This window comes from Allobosea sp. 47.2.35 (assembly GCF_024655635.1).
Lineage (GTDB): Bacteria > Pseudomonadota > Alphaproteobacteria > Rhizobiales > Beijerinckiaceae > Allobosea.
The window spans coordinates 346,172-364,656 of sequence record NZ_JANLGI010000002.1 but is presented as its reverse complement, the minus strand read 5'-3'; the positions used below and the strand labels follow the sequence as shown (position 1 = coordinate 364,656).

Genomic DNA, 18,485 nt, shown 5'->3' with positions numbered 1-18,485 from the left:
CCCACTCCCTTGCTTGCGTCATTGCGGCCGCGGCGCGCCACCATCGATGCTGCGCTGGCCGACGATCATCGGCAGGATCTCATCGCGGGGGCCGATGGCCTGCACCGCGCCGTCCTTGATCATCATGATCTTGTCGACGCTGCGCAGCAGGGCCGGCCGCTGTGTCACCGCGATCACGGTCATGCCGCGATCCTTCGCGCGGGCAAAGGCACGCGCGAGCGCCGCTTCGCCAAGCACGTCGAGATTGGAGTTCGGCTCATCGAGCACGACCAGCCGGGGGTTGCCATAGAAGGCCCGCGCCAAGCCGAGCCGCTGCTTCTGGCCACCGGAGAGCGGTGCGCCATCGATGCCGATCTGCGTCTCGTAGCCATGGGTGAACTGGGCGATCATCTCATGGATATCGGCGATCTCGGCCGCCTCGAAGACATCGGCATCGGAGGCGTCCTCGCGCATGCGGGCGATATTGGCCTTGATCGAGGCGGGGAAGAGCTGAACGTCCTGCGGGAGATAGCCGACATTCTCGCCGAACTGGCGCGGGTCCCAGTTGCGCTGCTCCATCCGGTCGAGGCGGACGGTTCCGGCCGTCGGCGAGATCGAGCCGACCAGCATGCGGGCGAGCGTCGACTTCCCGCAGCCGGAGGCGCCGACGATGGCGAGCGAGTCGCCTGGCTCCAGGCTGAAGCTGATGCCGTTCAGGATGACCTTCTTGTTGGGCGGCGGGACATAGAGAATGCGCTCGACATCGAGACGGCCCTTGGGGCTCGGCAGCTTCAGCCGGTCGAGATTGAGCGGCGAGGCCTGCAGCAGCGCCTTGACGCGCTGGAAGGCGGCGCGCGCATGAATGAAGCTGCGCCAGCCCTCGATCGTGCCTTCCATCGGCGCGAGCGCCCGGCCGGCGACGACCGAGGAGGCGATGACCATGCCGCCGGTCAATTGACCTTCGAGCGAGAGCATCGCACCCCAGCCGAGCATCGCGACCTGCGTGCCCAAGCGAAAGAACTTGGAAACGCCGGTCATCAGGATGTTGCGGTCCTGCGCGCTGACCTGCGCCTTGAGCGATTCCGCCGTCTCGCGCCCCCACATCACCACACCCTCGGGGATCATGCCCATGGCGTTGATGACCTGCGCGTTGCGGGACATCGCCTCCGACTGGAGGTTCGCGCGCGTCGTGAAGGCGCTGGAGCGCGCGAAGGGCACGGCGGTGAACTGCTGGTTGAAATAGGCGATGACGAAGAGAATGATCGCCGCGACGGTGACGATGTAGCCGAGATGCGGGTGGATCAGGTAGACCGCCAGCAGGTAGATCGGCGCCGTCGGCGCATCGAGCATCGTCAGGATCACCGGACCGGTGAGGAAGCTGCGAATCTGCTGGAGATCGGCCAGCGTCTGGAACTCGCGGTTGGAACCGGTCTGAGCCGCCTTGGCGGCGGCAGCGAGCACCGGACCACCGAGCCGGCTTTCGACATCGACCGCCACGCGCATCAGCATGAAGCGGCGCACCATGTCGAGCAGGACATGGGCGCCGATCGCGACCATCACGATGAGTGACAGCATGACGAGCGTATCGAGGCTGCGGCTGGTCAGCACGCGATCCGACATCTGAAAGAGATAGATCGGCACGGCGAGCACCAGCGTGTTCACCACGATCGAGAAGATCGCCACGATCACCAGGTTGTGCCGGGCGCCTGAGAGCCCCTGGCCCAGGACCTGCTTGAAATCCCGATCGCCGAGGCGCTGCTCGATCGGCGTGCCGCGCCCCGAGCCGCCACCACCGCCACCGTTCCCGCCGCCGCCATTGCCCTTGCCGCCGCGATCGCCGTCCTCGGCCATCTTCGGCGCCTCGGCATCCGGTTTTGGCCGCAGCAGGACGGGTTCGGAGGCTGGCTGGTTGTCGCCGCGCGCGTCGGCACGCGGACTGTCATCCTTCGGCGGCTCCGCAGGTTCTACGGGAGCGAGAGCGACGCGGCTGTTGCTGTTGGCCGTGCTGTCCGGCCGCAAACCCGCCAGCCCGATCGCCGGCGGCAGGCCGAGCACATGAACCGGAGCCAGGCCGGCTTGAAGCGGCTTGGCCGGCGGTGGCGCCTCGCTCTTCTCGCTCATGCCCCTTCCCCGTCCTCTTGCTGCGCTTCAAACCATGATGCTCGACGTGAGATGATCCTGCTGGGGATCGACGGCCTGCGCCGGCGGACAGTCGGGCTCCGGCTCCTGCGCCGCATGTTCGGCGAAGGCCACGAGTTCCGGCACCAGCGTGGTCGTGTCGTGGATCGCCACGGTGTCGCTGTCGGTGACGATGTCGACCTGGATCAGCACCGCCTCCTCATAGGCCTCGCCGCCGAGATAGTTGGAGGTCGAGAGCAGCCCGCCATCGACGATATAGGCCTCGTTGAGCGCGCTGTTCGCGCCCGCCGCCACGCCCTGCTCGGTGCCCGCATCGGCGCTCGCCTGAATGCTCTGGTCGCCATCGACGAGAACGTTCACCTGCGTGATGACGTTGATGTCGTAGTAGTCGCCGGGAACGTAGAGGATCTTGAGCGTGCCGGAGGCGCTGCCATAGAGCTGCCAGTCGGCATTGGGGATGAGGATCGTCGCGCCACCGGCAAGAAGCCCGATCAGATCGTGATGGACATCGAGCATCGGCTTGAAGGCCGGGGCGTCGTAACTCTCGATCGTCGCCTGGTTGATCAGGCTGTTGAAGCCTGTGGTGACGGTCGTCTCGCTGTCCTCTCCGCCGGTGGCGTAGAGCGTGGCGTAGTCGGGATCGAGCACGATATTGTACTGGTAGATCCAGTCCGCGCGGTGATAGTTGCCGCCGATGATGATGATATCGTAGCTGTCGACCCCGAAGATCTTGGTCAGGTTGATTTGCAGGTTCTCGCCGGTCCCGAGGTCGAAATAGGTCCCCGACTCCGCCTGAACAGTCCGGTCGTTGTCGTCGAGCCCGTTGAACTGGACGATCGACTTCACGTCATAGAAATCGCCCGGCATGACATCGACAACCCAATGCGGGGTCCCCGCCGCGCCGCGAACGCTGATCGTCGATTCATGGGTGATGAACTCGGCGATGTTGTGGACCTCGTTCCCGGCCGTCTTCGCGAGCGGAGAAAGGTCGCCGGCTACGGCGATGTCGACATGGTCGTTGTCGACCAGGATGTTCACCTGGACGATGCCGCGAGAGTAGAAATAGTCGCCGCCGACCATCATCGAACCGACGGCCTCATTGGCGTCGAAGATCACAGCGGCGTTGATCTGAGCGTTGAGGCCGGTCTCGGCCAATGTCGCCACGCCCCCGGTCGGGCTAGCGAGATCCAGCGTCGCTTCCAAGGAGGTTTCGACCGGCTCTCCAGCCCCGTCCTCGTCTTCGACGGGCCGCCAGGGCGCGAAATCCGCCGATGTCGGTGCGTAGGGATCCGGCGCGCCGGCGACGCCATCGACGATGCGCCCTTCGGGCGCGACCGTCGTCGGCCTACCGTCGGCATAAGGGCTGCCGGTTTCAGCCCAAGCCGCATCGCGGTCCGCAATCAGCGCGACAGCGCTCTCGGTCCCGAACTTGAGGGCTGTCGCCATGTCGGGAATGCCCTCGGGCGCCACTTCGTTCGCCTGCTCGACAAGGGCAGCCAGACGAGCATCGAGATCCAGTTCCTGGGGAATGACGGGGGTTCCGTCGGCGTTGAGAATGTCGTCCGAGGTGATGAGGTCGCGGTCGTTCTGGGTATTGACCTGTCGAATCTGGATCAGGTTCTCCAGACCGCCTTCCCGGTATTCGACCGTGATGAAGCGGGGTTGAGTTTGCATGGCGAAGCCATGATCGACGGCCTGGAACGGGATCGGCTTCAGCGGCGGCAGGAATGACGGCAGAGGCCGAGCGACCGCGTTCAAGCTTGCCGGCGACAAGTCGGTTTCAGGACTGTCCGACGTACGTGGTGTCAGGGCTTCCTGGATCGAGGTCGGCAGCGAGACGAGCTCGTCGAAGGCGAGGCCGCGGAGGGGCTCGCGCGCGAGGTCATTGGATTCCGGAGGAATCGGCGCCTGCGGGTCGCCCTCGTAGAAAACCGGCGCGCGCGCCACGGAATCCGCCAGATGCAGATACCCGATGAAGTGCCAGATAGTCTCGGTGATGCCGCCAGCATGCATGGCACGATCCTCCACTGCGTCCGGTTCGCACCGGGCGGGAAGAGCCCACGCGCATCTCGCGCATGATGTGAGGAAAGCCAGAGAGAAAACCGCGCGGGGCTAGCCCGCGCGGTTCTCTGGTCCAGTCAGGTCTTACAGGGAGTCGAGCGAGTCCCCGCTGCCCACCGTCATCTCGATCGAGTTGAACTGGATGTTCGCACCCTGAACGATCGACTGAGTGAAGGCCTCCTGATTGAGGCTGACCGCCGCCGTCGCTGCGCCAGCGCCGCTGAAGTCGCCATCATCGCCGGAGAGCGAGCCGATGTTCGCGCTTGCGGTACCGCCAGTGGCGGTCGCCGTCATCGTGAAGTCGCCGACCGAGTTCGCGTCGCTGCCGCACGGGTCGCAGCACGAGTCGGCCAGGCCGCCGGCATTGTAGTTCACGGACGGGTTCTTGAGCGTATCATTGTCGGTCAGGTTGTTGACCTGATCGATATTGAAGTTGTTGCCGCAATCGACGGTCTGGTTGACCACGTCCGGCATGATGATCGCTTCCTCGATCCCACAGATCGAGTCGATGTCGATCGCGTCAGGATCGGCCGGCTTGGCGAGCGAGCCTTCGAGGTCGAGGTCGACCTTGACGTCGACATTCACGCAGTTGTTGACGGCATTGTTGACCTCGTTGCCGAGGTAATTGTCATTGTAATTGACGTTGCCGTTCAGGTTGCCGTTGGCGTTGAGATTGCCGTTGGCGTTACCGTTGAGGTTACCATTGGCATTCCAGACGTCGGTTTCGACGGCCTGCCCGGCATACTGGCCGGCATACTGCGACTGACCCTGGTGCTGACCCTGGCCTTGTCCCTGGCCCTGGCCTTGTCCCTGACCCTGACCCTGGCCTTGCAACTGGGCCTGGAGTTCGGCCTGACCCTGAAGCTGACCCTGAGCCTGGGCCTGGTTGTCGTCATGCTTCGGGGGCTTCGAATGATGCTGCGGGCTACCCATGACACGCTCCTGTTTTTCAGGAGACATCGCTGCTTTTCGGTCCCGCGCCTCTCTTCTGCGCTGCGCGTCCCGCTACAAACGATGTCGATTGAATGAAAACGCCATGATCTGTCCGGCTTTCACTTCGCCTGTTCAGCGAAGCGTCCTGCCTGTTCCGGACATCAAGTCCGGGTGGACGAGTTGCTAAATCATCGGCCTGCCTCCTGAGTGACGGTTGCGGAATATTCATTCCGATCGAGGCGCTACGCGTTATTACTATTCTGATCATCCTCTTCGGAATAGAAAGCAAAATTATAGAACTCATGGCATATACATGAGTTAACTTTCATTAATATTTGAAAATTTGAAACAGAAAATCTTCGCAACCAACGCTTGTTGCGTAGAAAATTTCACAACGAATTCTCGATTTCAGAGCTTAATCTGCGGCGCCTTGGGTGATTTTTGTTCCCCCGGGGGCAATCCGTTGCTATAAAGAGCCATGACGCACCAGAAGCGTCAACGTGCTGAATAATTACCCTGCGTTAACGGATTGTTGACTTTTAGCGACCCAAGGACAGCTTCACTGGCGCCGGAGGCTGGCTATGCCGTACGCCGTCCGCCTGCACGACGAACGATCCGCCTTTCTCTCGCTCGAGGCGCTGGTCTGGCGGGACGGACCGGTTTGCCCTCATTGTGAGGAAAGGTCACGGATCGGCCGGCTTAGCGGGCTCAGCAGTTCGATCGGCACCTGGAAGTGTTACGCCTGCCGCAAGCCCTTCACGGTGAGGCACGGCACGATCTTCCAGAACAGTCACGTTCCGCTGCATGTCTGGTTGCAGGGCCTCTACCTGCTGATGTCGAGCCGCCAGCGCCTGAGTTCACAGAAGCTGGGGCAGATTCTCGGCATATCCGTCAGGACGGCCTGGCATCTGAAAGGCAAGATCACGGCGGGGATGGCGGCAAGCGAGGAGCAGGCAGAGCCCCTTCCCCGTGAAGCCCGCCCGCCCATCGAAATCCGGGCGCCGCTTCCGGAGGCCACCTCTCCTCCCCAACCGGGACAGGCGGTCTACAGGGCGCGCTACGAGCGTTTCCTCGGCGCTCTCGACAATCTGGCCTCACCCTGCAGCGACAGCGCCTTCCTCGACGCACTTCATCGCCTGCTGTCGCGCCCCTCAGGCTCGCTGCCTCAAAGCCACAGCAGTACCGGAGAGCAACAGCTCCAGCTGAGCCTGTTCGACGAACCGGAACAGCCCCTGGAACGCTGCCAGCAGAACGATGCCCGGCTCTAGCTCATCGGGTGGACAGCCCCACACGCCTACGCCCGCCGCATCAACCCCACGTGAACCTCATCCCTCCCAACCGAAGGCGCTAGAGCCTGCCCTGCGAACGCGCGAGCAGGTGCCCGACATGCTCATCCCAAAGCAGGATCAGCGTCGCGTCGGCCGTTTCGGCGCCATCCGTCTCGCCAATGCCCGACATCGCCTCCAGAAAAGCGGCTGCGCCAACGACGCCGGCAGTGAAGGCAGGGTCGCCGCGGCTGCTCCACAGGCAGATCTCTTCCCCGATCAGCTCCGGGCCGATGCCCGTCACGGCATTGAGAACGTCCGACTGCACGGCCGCGAGCGTGTGGTCGCGCATCGGACCGCAGGCGCGCTGCGCGAGCAGCGTGACAAGCGTCGCGAGGAAGCCGATGATCTGCGGATGAAGCCAGTCACCCGCCTGCAAGCCGTCGCTGCCGCTCGCCCCCCTATGCAGGAATGGCTCGAGCGTGGCGTGAGCCAGTCTTCTTGCCCTGCGCATCTTGACCAGCTCGAACATGTCGCCCCCGCCCGATCCGAAATCTCGCCGTGAGAAGGGGGAGTTCATGCGCAGGCCCGCCAAGGGATACTCGGCCCTGCCACCCCGCCCGGATTTCGACGCGCTGACCATCGTCTCGGCGCGGCGCTCCTCCGAGCGCAGGCTAGCCTTCATGAACCTGGTAGGCGACCTGAATCTTGCGTGGTCGAACGACGAGAGCCTGTTCATCTACCTGCTGATGCTGCTGCTCGGCACGGATGAGCGCGCCGCCGCCATCGTCTTCGCCACGCTGAACACGACGCGCGCGCGCCTCGACCTCGTACAGCGCCTCACCAAGATCGCGCCGCTCGACAAGGCGCTGCGCAACGAGATCAACGACATCGTCGAGCGCTTCTCGGCCGCCACGCGGCTGCGCAACGATCTCAGCCACGCCACCTTCGTCATCGATGCCGACGGCGAGATCACCCATACGCAGCACATGAAGGTGGAGGAGAGCCGGGGGAACCTGCGCTTCGGCATCCGCAAGGCTGTCGATGACGCCCGGTTGGAGGAGATCGCGCGCACGATCCAGGAGCTTCACGCGCTCAACCGCCGGATCTGGGATGTGATGCCGCTCCTTGAAGCCGCCATGGCCCCGCCGGACAAGTAGCCGCCGCCTCCGGCAGTCTCGCTAGCGAAGGGCGGCCTCGACCTCGGCCGCCGTCGGAAGATCGGCCCCTCGCCGCGTCACCGTGATCGCCGCGGCAGCCATGGCATAGGCGAGCAACCCGGCCAGCGCCTCCCGGTCGAGGGTCGCGATCGCGCCCGGTTCGAGCCGGCCGGTATGGGCCAGGCGCGCGAGCAGCGCAGCATGGAAGGTATCGCCCGCGCCCACGGTGTCCTGCACGGCGACCTTGTGGCCGGGCACCGCAACCTGGCCGGCCGCGGAATAGGCCGTGGCGCCCTGCCCGCCCTGCGTGACGACGACGAGCTGCGCGCCCAGGTCGAGCCAGTAACTGGCCGCCTCTGCGATCGTGAGCTGCCCGCCCCAGGCGATGCGGATATCCTCGTCGCTGGCCTTGATCAGCGTCGCCGCGCGATAGAAGCGCTCGGCGGCGCCATGCCAGCGCGCCATGTCGCCGATCACCGTGGGACGCAGGTTGGGGTCGACGCTGATGACGCGCCGGCCCCGCTCCCGCTCGGCCAGAAGCGCATAAGTCGAGCCGACCGGCTCCACCGCCATCGTATAAGAGCCGAAAGTCAGAGCCCGAACCGCATCGGGCAGGACCGGCGGCAAATCGGCGGGAACGAGCGAGCGATCGGCGGCGCCTTCGCCGTGGAAGGAATAGCTCGGATGGCCGTCCTTGCCGGTCGCCACGACCGAGATCGTGGAGAGCCGGTCCGTCCGGACGAGATAGCGGCCATTGACCCCTTCACGCGCCAGCAGGTCGGCGAGAATGCTGCCGAAGCCGTCCCGAGAGACGCCGCCGAGGAAAGCCGATTCGACGCCAAGGCGTGCCAGCCCGATCGCGACATTGAAGGGCGAGCCACCGGCCACGATCCGTGCCGGCCTCTCGCTGCCCTCGCCGGCACCGGCAAACAGATCGACCAGCGCCTCACCACAGACCAGAATCATACCCATCGGCCTTCGTTCATCGTCATCGCGCGCCTATTCAACAGCAGGCCGGAACAGTGGGGAAGCGCGGCTGTTCACACGGCGCCGGTCGCAGACTAGAAAGGGCTGGTGACGTCCTGTCCGCAGAACCTCGCCGATCCGAGCCTTGCTCACCGCAAGGGCGCGAGGCTCTGCCTGTCCGCATTTCCGAAAGGCTGAACCATGTCCCAGTGGAGCGATTTCAAGCGCGACGCGATCTTCGTCGGCGGGCGCTGGCTGGACAAGGCCTCGGGCGGGACGATCGATGTGACCGATCCGGCCGCCGGCAAGCTGATCGGCAAAGTCCCCTCGGCCGGTGTCGAGGAGACGCGCGCCGCGATCGAAGCAGCGCATGCCGCCTTCCCGGCCTGGGCCGCCAAGACGGCGCAGGAGCGCGCGGCCCTGCTGCGCAAGCTCGCCGACGAGATCCTGAAGCATCAGGACGCGCTCGCCGAGCTCCTGACCCGCGAGCAGGGCAAGCCGCTGGCCGAAGCCAAGGGCGAGGTCGGCATGAGCGCGGCCTATGTGCTGTGGTTCGCCGAGGAGGCGCGGCGCGTCTATGGCGACGTCATCCCCTCGCCCTGGGCCGACCGGCGCATCATCGTGACCAAGCAGCCGCTCGGCGTCGTCGGCGCGATCACGCCCTGGAACTTCCCCTCCTCGATGCTGGCGCGCAAGATCGGCCCGGCGCTGGCGGCCGGCTGCACCGTCGTCGCGAAGCCCGCCTCGCAAACTCCCTATTCGGCACTGGCCTGGGGCATCCTCGCCGAGAAGGCCGGCATCCCGGCCGGCGTCGTCAATGTCGTGACGGGTGACGCCCGCACCGTCGGCGGCGAGCTCACCGGCAATCCGCTCGTGCGCAAGATCACCTTCACCGGCTCGACCCCGGTCGGCAAGGTGCTGCTCAAGCAGGCGGCCGAGACGGTGAAGAAGGTCTCGATGGAGCTCGGCGGCAACGCGCCCTTCATCGTCTTCGACGATGCCGATCTCGATCGCGCGGTCGAAGGCGCGATGGCCGCCAAGTTCCGCAATTCCGGCCAGACCTGCGTCTGCACCAACCGCTTCTATGCTCAGGCCGGCATCTACGACGCCTTCGTCGAGAAGCTGGCGGCCGCGACCCGCAAGCTCAAGCTCGGCTCCGGCCTGGAGGCCGGCGTGACGCAGGGGCCGCTGATCGACGAGAAGGCGCTCGCCAAGGTCGAGGAGATGGTGGCCGACGCCAAGGCCAAGGGCGGCACCGTCGCGACCGGCGGCAAGCGCTCGGAGCTGGGCCTGAGCTTCTACGAGCCGACCGTGATCGCGGGCGCGACCGGCGCGATGCAGTTCGCCCGCGAGGAGATCTTCGGCCCGGTCGCCCCGGTCTTCCGCTTCGAGACCGAGGCGGAGGCGCTGCGGCTCGCCAACGACACCGAATACGGGCTCGCCTGCTATTTCTATACGCGCGATCTCGGCCGCACCTTCCGCGTCTCGGAAGCGCTGCAATACGGCATCGTCGGCGTGAACGAGGGGCTGGTGACCACCGAGGTCGCGCCCTTCGGCGGCGTCAAGGAATCCGGACTCGGCTCCGAAGGCTCGAAGTACGGCCTGCAGGACTATCTTGACGTGAAATACACCTGCATCGGCGGGATCGGGGCCACGGCCTAGCGGCCCCGCTGCCATGACACGCGACATCGCAGCGCGACGGCACAGCGCCATCCTGGCAAAGCTCGACGAGACGGGCTCCGTCACGGTGGAGGAGCTGGCACAGGCGCTCGACGTCTCCCGCGAGACGGTGAGGCGCGATCTCAAGGCGCTGTCGGCCGGGAGCCTGCTCGCGATCGTCCATGGCGGGGCGATCCGCAATGAGCGGTCGGAAGCCTCCTTCGCCAGCCGCCGCACCGTGAACCGCGCCGGCAAGGAGGCGATCGCCGATCTCGCGGTCTCGCTGATCGGCGACGGCATGACCATCCTGCTCGATTCCGGCACGACAACCGAAGCACTGGCGCGCGCCTTAGCCCGATCAGACCGCAAGCGCCTGATCGTGCATACGACGTCGCTGGAGAATGCCCGGCTCGTCAGCCGGCTGGCCGGCGCCCGCGCCTTCCTGATCGGCGGCGAGTTCGACCGTAACGAGGATGCGACCACCGGCCCGGAGACCTTGCGAGCGATCGCACGGCTTTCGGCCGATTTCGCCTTCGTCAGTGTCGGCGGCGTCGATCCGGGCGGATACGCGACCGACTATACCCGCGCCGGCGCAGCCACCCGCACAGCCCTGCTGAACGCGGCGGAACAGGGCTTCCTGATGGCGGATCACAGCAAGTTCGGGCTCGTCCTGCCAAGCCGCATCGGCGGGGACAAGCCCTGCGCCGGGTTGCTGGTCGATCAGGCACCGCCTGCCCCGCTCGCCGCGAAGCTGGTGGAGCAAGCGGTCCGAATCCACATCGGATGACTTGCCCGTTTTTGTGGTTTTTTGTTGTTTTCTGAATCCGACGCGCTAAGCTGCCCTCCATCGCGGAGGCGCTCATGTCCATTCCCACCCAATCCCGTGTCGTCATCATCGGCGGCGGCATCATCGGCTGCTCGGTCGCTTATCACCTGACCAAGCTCGGCTGGCGCGACGTGCTGCTGCTGGAACAGGGGCGCCTCTCCTCTGGCACGACCTGGCATGCGGCAGGCCTTGTCGGGCAGCTCCGCAGCCAGTCCAGCATGACGCGCCTGATCCGGTATTCGACGGAGCTTTACGCCTCGCTGGAGAACGAGACCGGACTCGCCACCGGCTGGAAGCGCTGCGGCTCGGTCTCGGTCGCGCGCACGCAGGAGCGCATGACGCAACTGCGCCGGACGATCTCGGCGGCGCGCGCGCAGGGCGTCGAGATCGAGGAGCTCAGCCCGCAGGAGGCCGGCGATAAATGGCCGGTGATGCGCACCGACGACCTCATTGGCGGCGTCTGGCTGCCCGGCGACGGCAAGGCCAATCCCTCAGACATCACGCAGGCCTTGGCGCGCGGCGCCCGCAGCGGCGGCGCGACAGTGCGCGAAGGCATCCGCGTCACCGGAATCGAGACGCAGAAGGGCCGGGTCAAGGCGGTGCAGACCGATCAGGGCCGCGTGGAATGCGAAGTGTTGGTCATCTGCGCCGGGCAATGGTCGCGCACCATCGGCCAGATGTGCGGCGTCTCGGTGCCGCTGCATTCGGCCGAGCACATGTACATCGTCACCGGCAAGATCGCGGGCGTCTCGCCCGACCTGCCGGTGATGCGCGATCCCGACGGCTATATCTATTTCAAGGAGGAGGTCGGTGGACTCGTCATGGGCGGGTTCGAGCCGGACGCCAAGCCCTGGGGCATGGACGGCATCCCCCACCCGTTCGAGTTCCAGCTCCTGCCCGACGACTGGGACCAGTTCGGCATCCTGATGGAGAACGCGCTGCAGCGCGTGCCGGCGCTGGAGACGGCCGAGATCAAGACCTTCCTCAACGGCCCAGAGAGCTTCACGCCGGACAACAACTTCCTGCTCGGCGAGGCGCCGGAGGTGGCGGGCGTCTATGTCGGCGCCGGCTTCAACTCGATGGGCATCGCCTCGGCCGGTGGCGCTGGCCGGGCCCTGGCGGAATGGATCGTCGAGGGCGAGGCGACCAGCGATCTCTGGCCGGTCGACATCCGCCGCTTCGCCGATTTCAACAACAACCCGGCCTGGCTGAAGGACCGCATCAAGGAAACGCTGGGGCTGCATTACGCCATGCCCTGGCCGAACCGCGAACTCGATACCGCCCGCCCCTTCCGGCGCTCGCCGCTATATGACCGGCTGGCGGCGAAGGGCGCCGTCTTCGGCTCGAAGATGGGCTGGGAGCGCGCGAACTATTTCGCCCGCTCCGAGGACGAACGCACGATCGGCTATTCCTTCGGGCCGCAAAACTGGTTCGAGACCGTCGCGGCCGAGCACCGCGCCTGCCGCGAAGCGGCTGGGCTCGTCGACATGTCGAGCTTCGCCAAGTTCCTGCTGCAGGGACCGCAGGCCGAGGCCGCCCTGCAGCGCCTCGCCGCCAACGATGTCGCCGTGCCGGTCGGCACTTCGGTCTACACGGCGCTGCTCAATGCCCGAGGTACGTTTGAAAGCGACCTCACCGCCGCCCGGATCGCGCCCGATACCTATCTGCTACTCACCGGCACCGCCCAGGCGACGCGCGACGCGCATTGGATCAGGCGCCAATTGCCCGAAGGCGTGACGCTAACCGACGTGACCTCTTCCTATGCCGTGCTCTCGCTTGCCGGGCCGAAGGTGCCCGAGATTCTGGCCCGCCTCTCGCCGACCTCCTTCGACCTCGCCGACTTCCCGGCCAATGCCATCCGCAAGATCACGATCGGCTATGCCACAACCTGGGCCTGCCGCCGCTCCTATCTCGGCGACGGGTTCGAGCTTTATGCCCCCGTCGAGTTCACCGCCGCGATCTATGATGCACTACATGAGGCCGGTGCCGATCTCGGCCTGATAGACGCCGGCTATTACGCTGTGGACTCGCTGCGCATCGAAAAGGGCTTCCGCGCCTGGGGCCGCGAATTGACGCCGGACGTCAATCCCTACGAAGCGGGCCTAGGCTTCGCGGTGAAGCTCGGCAAGGGCGACTTCCTCGGCCGCGAGGCCCTCGTCGCCGCCAAAGCGGCGCCGCGCACCAAACGCCTGATCGCTCTTGTCGGGCCGCGTCCGAGCGGGCAAATGGCCTGGGGCGGCGAAGCGATCCTCGCGGATGGCAAGCCGGTCGGCGAGATTACCTCGGCCGCGTTCGGCGCGAGCCTCGATGGCATCGTGGCACTGGGCTGGGCCTCAAGCGATCAGCCGATCGACCAGGGCTGGCTCGATGCGCGGAGCTGGTCTATCGACCTCGCCGGCACCAAAGTTCCGGTCAGCGCCAGCCTCGCGGCGCCGCTCGACCGCAAGGCATGAGCGAGACGACGAGACCATGACCGAAGCCCATTCCGCGCATGCCCCCGCCCTGAGCCGGGACTTCAAGGTGCAGAAGCCCGACCGCATCCTGACTTTGTCCTGCGAGGACCGGCCGGGCATCGTCCATGCCGTCAGCGGCGTGCTCTACCGTCACGGCTGCAACATCCTCGAAAGCGCACAGTTCAGCGATCCGCGCGACGGCCGCTTCTTCATGCGCGTCGCCTTCGCGGCCGGTGAACGCTTCGACGAGGCCGCGTTCCGCCGCGAATTCGACGGCATCGCCGGCACCTTCCGGATGGACTGGGATACGGTCGATGCGGCCGCCCCGGCGCGCGTGCTCCTGATGGTCTCTCGCTTCGGCCATTGCCTAAACGACCTGCTGTTCCGGCAGGCGACCGGCAATCTCAACATCGAAATTCCCGCCATCGTCTCCAATCACCGGGATTTCGAGGCGCTGGCCAAGAGCTACGGCATCCCCTTCCACTACCTCCCGGTGACGCCCGCGACCAAGGCCGAGCAAGAGGCGCGCCTGCTCGAGATCGTCGCGGAGACGAACTCCTCGCTGGTCGTGCTCGCCCGCTACATGCAAGTGCTGTCGAACGATCTCTGCCGGGCGCTGGACGGGCGGGCGATCAACATCCACCACTCCTTCCTGCCGAGCTTCAAGGGCGCCAAGCCCTATCATCAGGCCTATGATCGCGGCGTGAAGCTGATCGGCGCGACCGCGCATTACGTCACGCCCGATCTCGACGAAGGCCCGATCATCGATCAGGACGTCGGCCGCGCCGATCATTCGCTGGCGCCAGACGATCTGGTCAGCGCCGGGCGCGATATCGAGGCGGTCGTGCTGGCGCGGGCGCTGAGGCTCCATATCGAGCGCCGGGTGATGCTCGCCGGCCGTCGCACGGTGATCTTCCGCTAGCTCCTTCAGGCGAAGGCGACATTCCGCGTCTGCGCCCGCAGGCGCGGGTCGTGCGAGCGGATCTGCACGGGCCGGCCGTCCAATATCTCGAAGCAGCGCGCCAGCGTGTCGTCGGAGAGGCGCCGCATCGCCTCGAGCGTGAAGAAGGTCAGGTGCGGGAACAGGATGACGTCATTGCGGCCGAAAAGCGGGCTGAGCGGGTGCCCGGAGCGGGCGAGCGGCTCCTGGCTGTAGACGTCGAGCCCGACGCCGCCGAGCTTCCCCGCCAGCACGGCCTCGACCAGCGCCGCCTCGTCAATCAGCGCGCCACGCGAGACATTGACGAGGATGGCATCCGGCCTGAGGCAAGCGAGCTCGGCGCGGCCGATGATGTGGCGTGTGGCGTCGTTCAGGACGCTGTGGAGCGAGACCAGATCGCATTGCCGGAGCATCGCGTGGAGGTCGTCGACCTTCTCGATTCCGGCCTCTGCCATCGTCACGGCATCGACATGCGGATCGTAGCCGAGGACGCGCGCGCGAAATCCCTGCCCCGCCATCCGCGCCATGCTGCGCCCGATCCTGCCGGTGCCGACAAGTCCCAACGTCGCGCCAGAGATGTCGCGGCCGATCCAGTGTGCCGCCGGCCAGATCCAGCCTTCACTCTGCATGGCACCGCCGATCTCCGGCAGGCGCTTCGCCAGCGCGATCATCAGGGCGAAAGCGCCCTCGGCGACCGTTTCCTCGGCATATTCAGGCACATTGACGACCGGGATGCCGCGCGCGATCGCGGCGGGGATGTCGATCGCGTCGATGCCGACGCCGTATTTGACGATGCCCTTGAGGCGAGGCGCCGCCGCGATCACCCGCGCGGTGACCGGCGTGTAGCACATCAACAGCAGGTCGGCGTCGGCGACCTCCCGCATCAGCGTCTCCTCCGAAATCCCGTCGGGGAGCGTGACGAGGTCGACGCCCCGCGCACGCAAGCCGGCGTCAATCTCCGGGCATTCCAGTTCCCGGTCGGTGCGGACAGCCTTCATCATAATCCCCTCAGCCGGCCAGGATCGCCTGCTCGACAATGCCGAGCGCGCGTTCGAGATCGGCCCGCGCGATCACCATCGGCGGCGACAGAGTCAGCACATTGCCCTGGCTGATCTTGAAGCTCAGGCCCGCTTCAAGGCAGCGGTAATAGACACGCTCGGCCAGGGCATTGTCGGGCGTCCAGGCATCGCGATCGGAGACCAGCTCGACCCCGAACAGCAGGCCACGCCCGCGCACGTCGCCGACCGCCGGGCTGCTCGCGCCGAAATGGCGCAAACGCTCTATCGCATGGGCGCCGAGCTCGGCGGCGCGCTCCGTCAGCCCCTCCTCGCGGATGATGTTGATCGTGGTCAGTGCAGCGCGGGTGGTGACCGGGTTCTTCTCATGGGTGTAGTGGCCGATCGCATAGCCGCCGACGACATCGAGATCGCGCCGCGCGACCACCGCAGCGATCGGCAGGATGCCGCCGCCCAGCGCCTTGCCGAGCACGACCATGTCGGGCTGCACCTCGTCATGCTCATGGGCGAAGAAGCGCCCGGTCTTGCCGAGCCCGGTCGGGATCTCGTCGAAGATCAGGAGCGTGCCGTGCCGGTCGCAGGCCTCGCGCACGCTCTTCCAGAAGCCGGGTGCAGGCGGATAGGGCGTCGCCCGCATCGGCTCGGCGACGACGGCCGCGACATCCCCCTCCCGCGCCAGCACATAGGAGATCATGCGGGCGCAGGCGCGCGCCGAATCCTCCAGATTGTCATGGCCATAGGCGCAGTTGCGGGTGCCCCAGGGCGCGACATGCTCGGCGCCCGGCAGGAGCGGCCCGGCGATCCCCGAGCGGAAGGTCGCTTCGCCGCCGACGCTGGAGGCGCCGAATCCGGCACCGTGGAAGGCGTCCCAGAAGGACAGGGTCTTGAAGCGGCCCGTCGCGGCGCGGGCGAGCCTGAGCGCCACCTCGATCGCATCCGAGCCGCCGGTGGTGAAGAGCACTTTGCCGAGATCGCCCGGCGCCAGGCGCCCGAGCGTCTCGGCCAGTTCGACCGCAGGCTCGCAGGTGAAGCGGCGCGGCGCGAAGCAGAGATCGTCCAGTTGCGCCTTGATCGCCTCCTTCAGGCGCGGATGGCCATAGCCGATGTGGTGGACGCTGTTGCCATGGAAATCCATGTAGCGGCGCCCCATCGTATCCGCGATCCAGATGCCCTCCGCCTTGGCGATGGCGGTGAGGCAGGGGCTGGACAGGCTCTGGTGAAGGAAGGTGGCGGAGTCGCGCGCGAGCAGCGCGCGGGTTCCCGCGTCGCCGATCCCGGCCGACCAATCGCTACGCGCCGCGGAGGTGTTGGATTCACCCTCGGTATGGACGATGGCTGCGGTTTCGGCGCGCATGGAAAACCTCGGTTCGCGCTGGTGGAGCGCTGTCGAAGGTCACAATGACTGTGCCACATTGATCTGAAAAATCGCTATTTCATATCCAAGTATAAATTTCAGCGATACCATTCGGCATCGTCCATACGAGGCTCTGCCCGCCATGCGTCACGTCCAGCTCCGAGCCTTCCATCAGGTCGCGCTGTCCGGCGGCTTCTCGAAGGCGGCGCTGGCGCTCAACCTCACCCAGCCGGCGATCTCGGACCAGGTCCGCAAGCTGGAGGAGGAATACGACGTCGCGCTGTTCAGCCGCCGCCATCGCCAGGTCGTCCTGACGCCGGCCGGCCAGAGGCTGCTCGCCGTCACGCATCGCCTGTTCGGGGCCGAGGGCGAGGCGCTGGAGCTTTTGCAGGAAGAGCGCTCGCTGCGGACGGGCGCGCTCAGGATCGTTGCCGATTCCGTGCATCACGTTCTCGATGTGCTCACCGCCTTCCGTGAGCACCATCCCGGCATCCAGGTCTCGATCGCGCAGGGCAATACCGGCAGCATCGTCGAGACGCTGATCGGCTACGATGCCGAGATCGGCGTGCTCGGGGAACTCGCCGACGAGCGGCCTTTCGCGGTTCTGCCGCTCAATGTCTCGCCGATCATCGCCTTTGCCGCGAAGGGTCACTCTGCGGCAGCGCGTCCAGCGCTTTCACTACAGGAGCTGGCGACATGGCCGCTTGTCATGCGCGAGCGCGGGTCGCGCACGCGGCAATTGCTGGAACAGCGGGCGGCGGAACAGGGAGTCACGCTGAGCTACGCCGTCGAAGCGGAAGGCCGCGAGGCGGTACGCGCCATCGTCGCGGCCGGCGGCGGGATCGGCTTCGTCTCGGCGGCCGAGTTCGGCGAGGACGATCCAGGGCTCGCCCGCATCCCGCTCGACGGGCCGCCGCTCCTGATGCACGAGAAGCTGATCTGCCTGCACGAGCGCCGCAACAGCAAGGCGATCCACGCCTTCTTCGCGCTGGCGCGGGTCCTGCGCGGCTAGGACAGCGCTGTTCCCGTCCGCAATGCATGCGCCCAATCGGCGCGCCCGTTCTGCTCGGCACGGCGCGCCGCATGAGCCCAGTCGTAGATGGCGAGATGATGCTCGATCGCGATCTCCGCGCCGAGCGTGACCACGGCGAAGCGGGCATGCGGCATGCCGCTCTCGGAGACATGGGCCGGATTGGTGTCGCGATAGGCCGGGTTCCCGACGCTGCCGGGGTTGAGCACGATCGCGCCGGAAGCCAGCCGTGCCGCGCGCGACAGATGGCTGTGCCCGCAGAGCATCAGCGGCGCTGTCCGCCCGGCGAGGCGCTGCTCGATCGCCGCGATCGGCGATGGCACGAGATGGCCGTCATGCACCTCTTCCATCAAGTAGGTTTCGTCATGGTCCGGCGTGGCGTGGAAGCAAAGAGCGCCCTCGACCCTGATCTCGGTCGGCAGGCCGGCGAGCCAAGCACGGGCTTCCGGATCGAGCGCCTGCCAGGCGTAGCTGTCGGACTCGCCCAGCCCGAGGGCCGAGGCAGCGCCCAGCACGCGGTCGTGATTGCCCCGGACATGACTGATCTCGCGCGAGCGCAGCAAGGCGACCGTCTCGGCCGGCCAGAGCGGGCCGGAGGCGCAGTCGCCGAGATTGATCAGGCGATCGACGGACAGGTTGTCGAGCCTGGCCAGCACCGCTTCGAGCGCCGGCAGGTTTCCATGAATGTCGGCAATCACTCCAAG

At 66.3% G+C, this 18,485-nt stretch carries 15 protein-coding genes; 7 read left to right on the top strand and 8 right to left on the bottom strand.

Annotation, left to right across the window (positions count from 1 at the left end):
- Positions 1-18: 18 nt before the first annotated feature.
- The 3 genes from NUV79_RS04355 to NUV79_RS04345 form a co-directional block, all read right to left on the bottom strand.
- Positions 19-1,830 carry a type I secretion system permease/ATPase gene (locus NUV79_RS04355; RefSeq protein ID WP_374678833.1) on the bottom strand — a complete coding sequence of 604 codons (1,812 nt, stop codon included), beginning with the start codon at positions 1,828-1,830 and terminating at the stop codon, positions 19-21.
- A gap of 297 nt (positions 1,831-2,127) precedes the next feature.
- On the bottom strand, positions 2,128-4,131 hold the full coding sequence (locus NUV79_RS04350) for a hypothetical protein (RefSeq protein WP_257731849.1): 2,004 nt from the start codon (positions 4,129-4,131) through the stop codon (positions 2,128-2,130).
- Positions 4,132-4,263: 132 nt separating this feature from the next.
- A complete protein-coding gene (locus tag NUV79_RS04345) occupies positions 4,264-5,112 on the bottom strand; it encodes a hypothetical protein (protein WP_257731848.1) in 849 nt (282 codons plus the stop codon).
- 581 nt (positions 5,113-5,693) lie between these two features.
- Between NUV79_RS04345 and NUV79_RS04340 the strand changes: the two genes are divergently transcribed.
- Positions 5,694-6,380, top strand: coding sequence for a transposase (locus NUV79_RS04340; RefSeq protein ID WP_257731847.1), 687 nt, complete (start codon positions 5,694-5,696; stop codon positions 6,378-6,380).
- 79 nt (positions 6,381-6,459) lie between these two features.
- Here the strand turns inward: NUV79_RS04340 and NUV79_RS04335 are convergent, their stop codons facing one another.
- A complete protein-coding gene (locus NUV79_RS04335) occupies positions 6,460-6,909 on the bottom strand; it encodes a hypothetical protein (protein WP_257731846.1) in 450 nt (149 codons plus the stop codon).
- A gap of 46 nt (positions 6,910-6,955) precedes the next feature.
- On the opposite strand from NUV79_RS04335, the gene NUV79_RS04330 reads away from it, so the two are divergent.
- On the top strand, positions 6,956-7,537 hold the full coding sequence (locus NUV79_RS04330) for a hypothetical protein (protein ID WP_257731845.1): 582 nt from the start codon (positions 6,956-6,958) through the stop codon (positions 7,535-7,537).
- Positions 7,538-7,558: 21 nt separating this feature from the next.
- Here the strand turns inward: NUV79_RS04330 and NUV79_RS04325 are convergent, their stop codons facing one another.
- Complete coding sequence (locus NUV79_RS04325) at positions 7,559-8,509, bottom strand: carbohydrate kinase family protein (protein ID WP_257731844.1); 951 nt, start codon at positions 8,507-8,509, stop codon at positions 7,559-7,561.
- A 195-nt stretch (positions 8,510-8,704) separates the two neighbouring features.
- On the opposite strand from NUV79_RS04325, the gene NUV79_RS04320 reads away from it, so the two are divergent.
- From NUV79_RS04320 to purU, 4 genes are all read left to right on the top strand, one after another.
- The gene (locus tag NUV79_RS04320; RefSeq protein WP_257731843.1) at positions 8,705-10,165 is read left to right on the top strand and encodes an NAD-dependent succinate-semialdehyde dehydrogenase; all 1,461 of its coding nucleotides are present in this window, start codon (positions 8,705-8,707) and stop codon (positions 10,163-10,165) included.
- A 13-nt stretch (positions 10,166-10,178) separates the two neighbouring features.
- The gene (locus NUV79_RS04315) at positions 10,179-10,949 is read left to right on the top strand and encodes a DeoR/GlpR family DNA-binding transcription regulator (RefSeq protein ID WP_257731842.1); all 771 of its coding nucleotides are present in this window, start codon (positions 10,179-10,181) and stop codon (positions 10,947-10,949) included.
- 74 nt (positions 10,950-11,023) lie between these two features.
- Positions 11,024-13,441: a GcvT family protein gene (locus tag NUV79_RS04310; protein WP_257731841.1), complete on the top strand. Its 2,418-nt coding sequence runs from the start codon at positions 11,024-11,026 to the stop codon at positions 13,439-13,441.
- Between the two features lie 16 nt (positions 13,442-13,457).
- Positions 13,458-14,363, top strand: coding sequence for a formyltetrahydrofolate deformylase (gene purU, locus NUV79_RS04305; RefSeq protein WP_257731840.1), 906 nt, complete (start codon positions 13,458-13,460; stop codon positions 14,361-14,363).
- A gap of 5 nt (positions 14,364-14,368) precedes the next feature.
- Here the strand turns inward: purU and NUV79_RS04300 are convergent, their stop codons facing one another.
- The gene (locus NUV79_RS04300; RefSeq protein WP_257731839.1) at positions 14,369-15,379 is read right to left on the bottom strand and encodes a 2-hydroxyacid dehydrogenase; all 1,011 of its coding nucleotides are present in this window, start codon (positions 15,377-15,379) and stop codon (positions 14,369-14,371) included.
- A gap of 10 nt (positions 15,380-15,389) precedes the next feature.
- Positions 15,390-16,751, bottom strand: a complete 1,362-nt coding sequence (pbfA, locus tag NUV79_RS04295; protein ID WP_257731838.1) for a (R)-1-hydroxy-2-aminoethylphosphonate ammonia-lyase — start codon at positions 16,749-16,751, stop codon at positions 15,390-15,392.
- Between the two features lie 142 nt (positions 16,752-16,893).
- Here pbfA and NUV79_RS04290 point away from each other — a divergent pair, with 142 nt between their 5' ends.
- Positions 16,894-17,763, top strand: a complete 870-nt coding sequence (locus NUV79_RS04290; protein ID WP_257731837.1) for a LysR substrate-binding domain-containing protein — start codon at positions 16,894-16,896, stop codon at positions 17,761-17,763.
- On the opposite strand, the gene NUV79_RS04285 is transcribed toward NUV79_RS04290, so the two are convergent.
- On the bottom strand, positions 17,760-18,479 hold the full coding sequence (locus tag NUV79_RS04285; protein WP_257731836.1) for a metallophosphoesterase family protein: 720 nt from the start codon (positions 18,477-18,479) through the stop codon (positions 17,760-17,762). The two genes, NUV79_RS04290 and NUV79_RS04285, sit on opposite strands and share 4 nt — an antisense overlap.
- Positions 18,480-18,485: the final 6 nt, after the last annotated feature.

What these genes read in the sequence shown, in the direction of transcription:
- NUV79_RS04355 (WP_374678833.1), bottom strand. Translation starts at nt 1,830, where the DNA reads ATGGCCGAGGACGGCGATCGCGGCGGCAAGGGCAATGGCGGCGGCGGG.
- NUV79_RS04350 (WP_257731849.1), bottom strand. Translation starts at nt 4,131, where the DNA reads ATGCATGCTGGCGGCATCACCGAGACTATCTGGCACTTCATCGGGTAT.
- NUV79_RS04345 (WP_257731848.1), bottom strand. Translation starts at nt 5,112, where the DNA reads ATGGGTAGCCCGCAGCATCATTCGAAGCCCCCGAAGCATGACGACAAC.
- NUV79_RS04340 (WP_257731847.1), top strand. Translation starts at nt 5,694, where the DNA reads ATGCCGTACGCCGTCCGCCTGCACGACGAACGATCCGCCTTTCTCTCG.
- NUV79_RS04335 (WP_257731846.1), bottom strand. Translation starts at nt 6,909, where the DNA reads ATGTTCGAGCTGGTCAAGATGCGCAGGGCAAGAAGACTGGCTCACGCC.
- NUV79_RS04330 (WP_257731845.1), top strand. Translation starts at nt 6,956, where the DNA reads ATGCGCAGGCCCGCCAAGGGATACTCGGCCCTGCCACCCCGCCCGGAT.
- NUV79_RS04325 (WP_257731844.1), bottom strand. Translation starts at nt 8,509, where the DNA reads ATGGGTATGATTCTGGTCTGTGGTGAGGCGCTGGTCGATCTGTTTGCC.
- NUV79_RS04320 (WP_257731843.1), top strand. Translation starts at nt 8,705, where the DNA reads ATGTCCCAGTGGAGCGATTTCAAGCGCGACGCGATCTTCGTCGGCGGG.
- NUV79_RS04315 (WP_257731842.1), top strand. Translation starts at nt 10,179, where the DNA reads ATGACACGCGACATCGCAGCGCGACGGCACAGCGCCATCCTGGCAAAG.
- NUV79_RS04310 (WP_257731841.1), top strand. Translation starts at nt 11,024, where the DNA reads ATGTCCATTCCCACCCAATCCCGTGTCGTCATCATCGGCGGCGGCATC.
- purU (WP_257731840.1), top strand. Translation starts at nt 13,458, where the DNA reads ATGACCGAAGCCCATTCCGCGCATGCCCCCGCCCTGAGCCGGGACTTC.
- NUV79_RS04300 (WP_257731839.1), bottom strand. Translation starts at nt 15,379, where the DNA reads ATGAAGGCTGTCCGCACCGACCGGGAACTGGAATGCCCGGAGATTGAC.
- pbfA (WP_257731838.1), bottom strand. Translation starts at nt 16,751, where the DNA reads ATGCGCGCCGAAACCGCAGCCATCGTCCATACCGAGGGTGAATCCAAC.
- NUV79_RS04290 (WP_257731837.1), top strand. Translation starts at nt 16,894, where the DNA reads ATGCGTCACGTCCAGCTCCGAGCCTTCCATCAGGTCGCGCTGTCCGGC.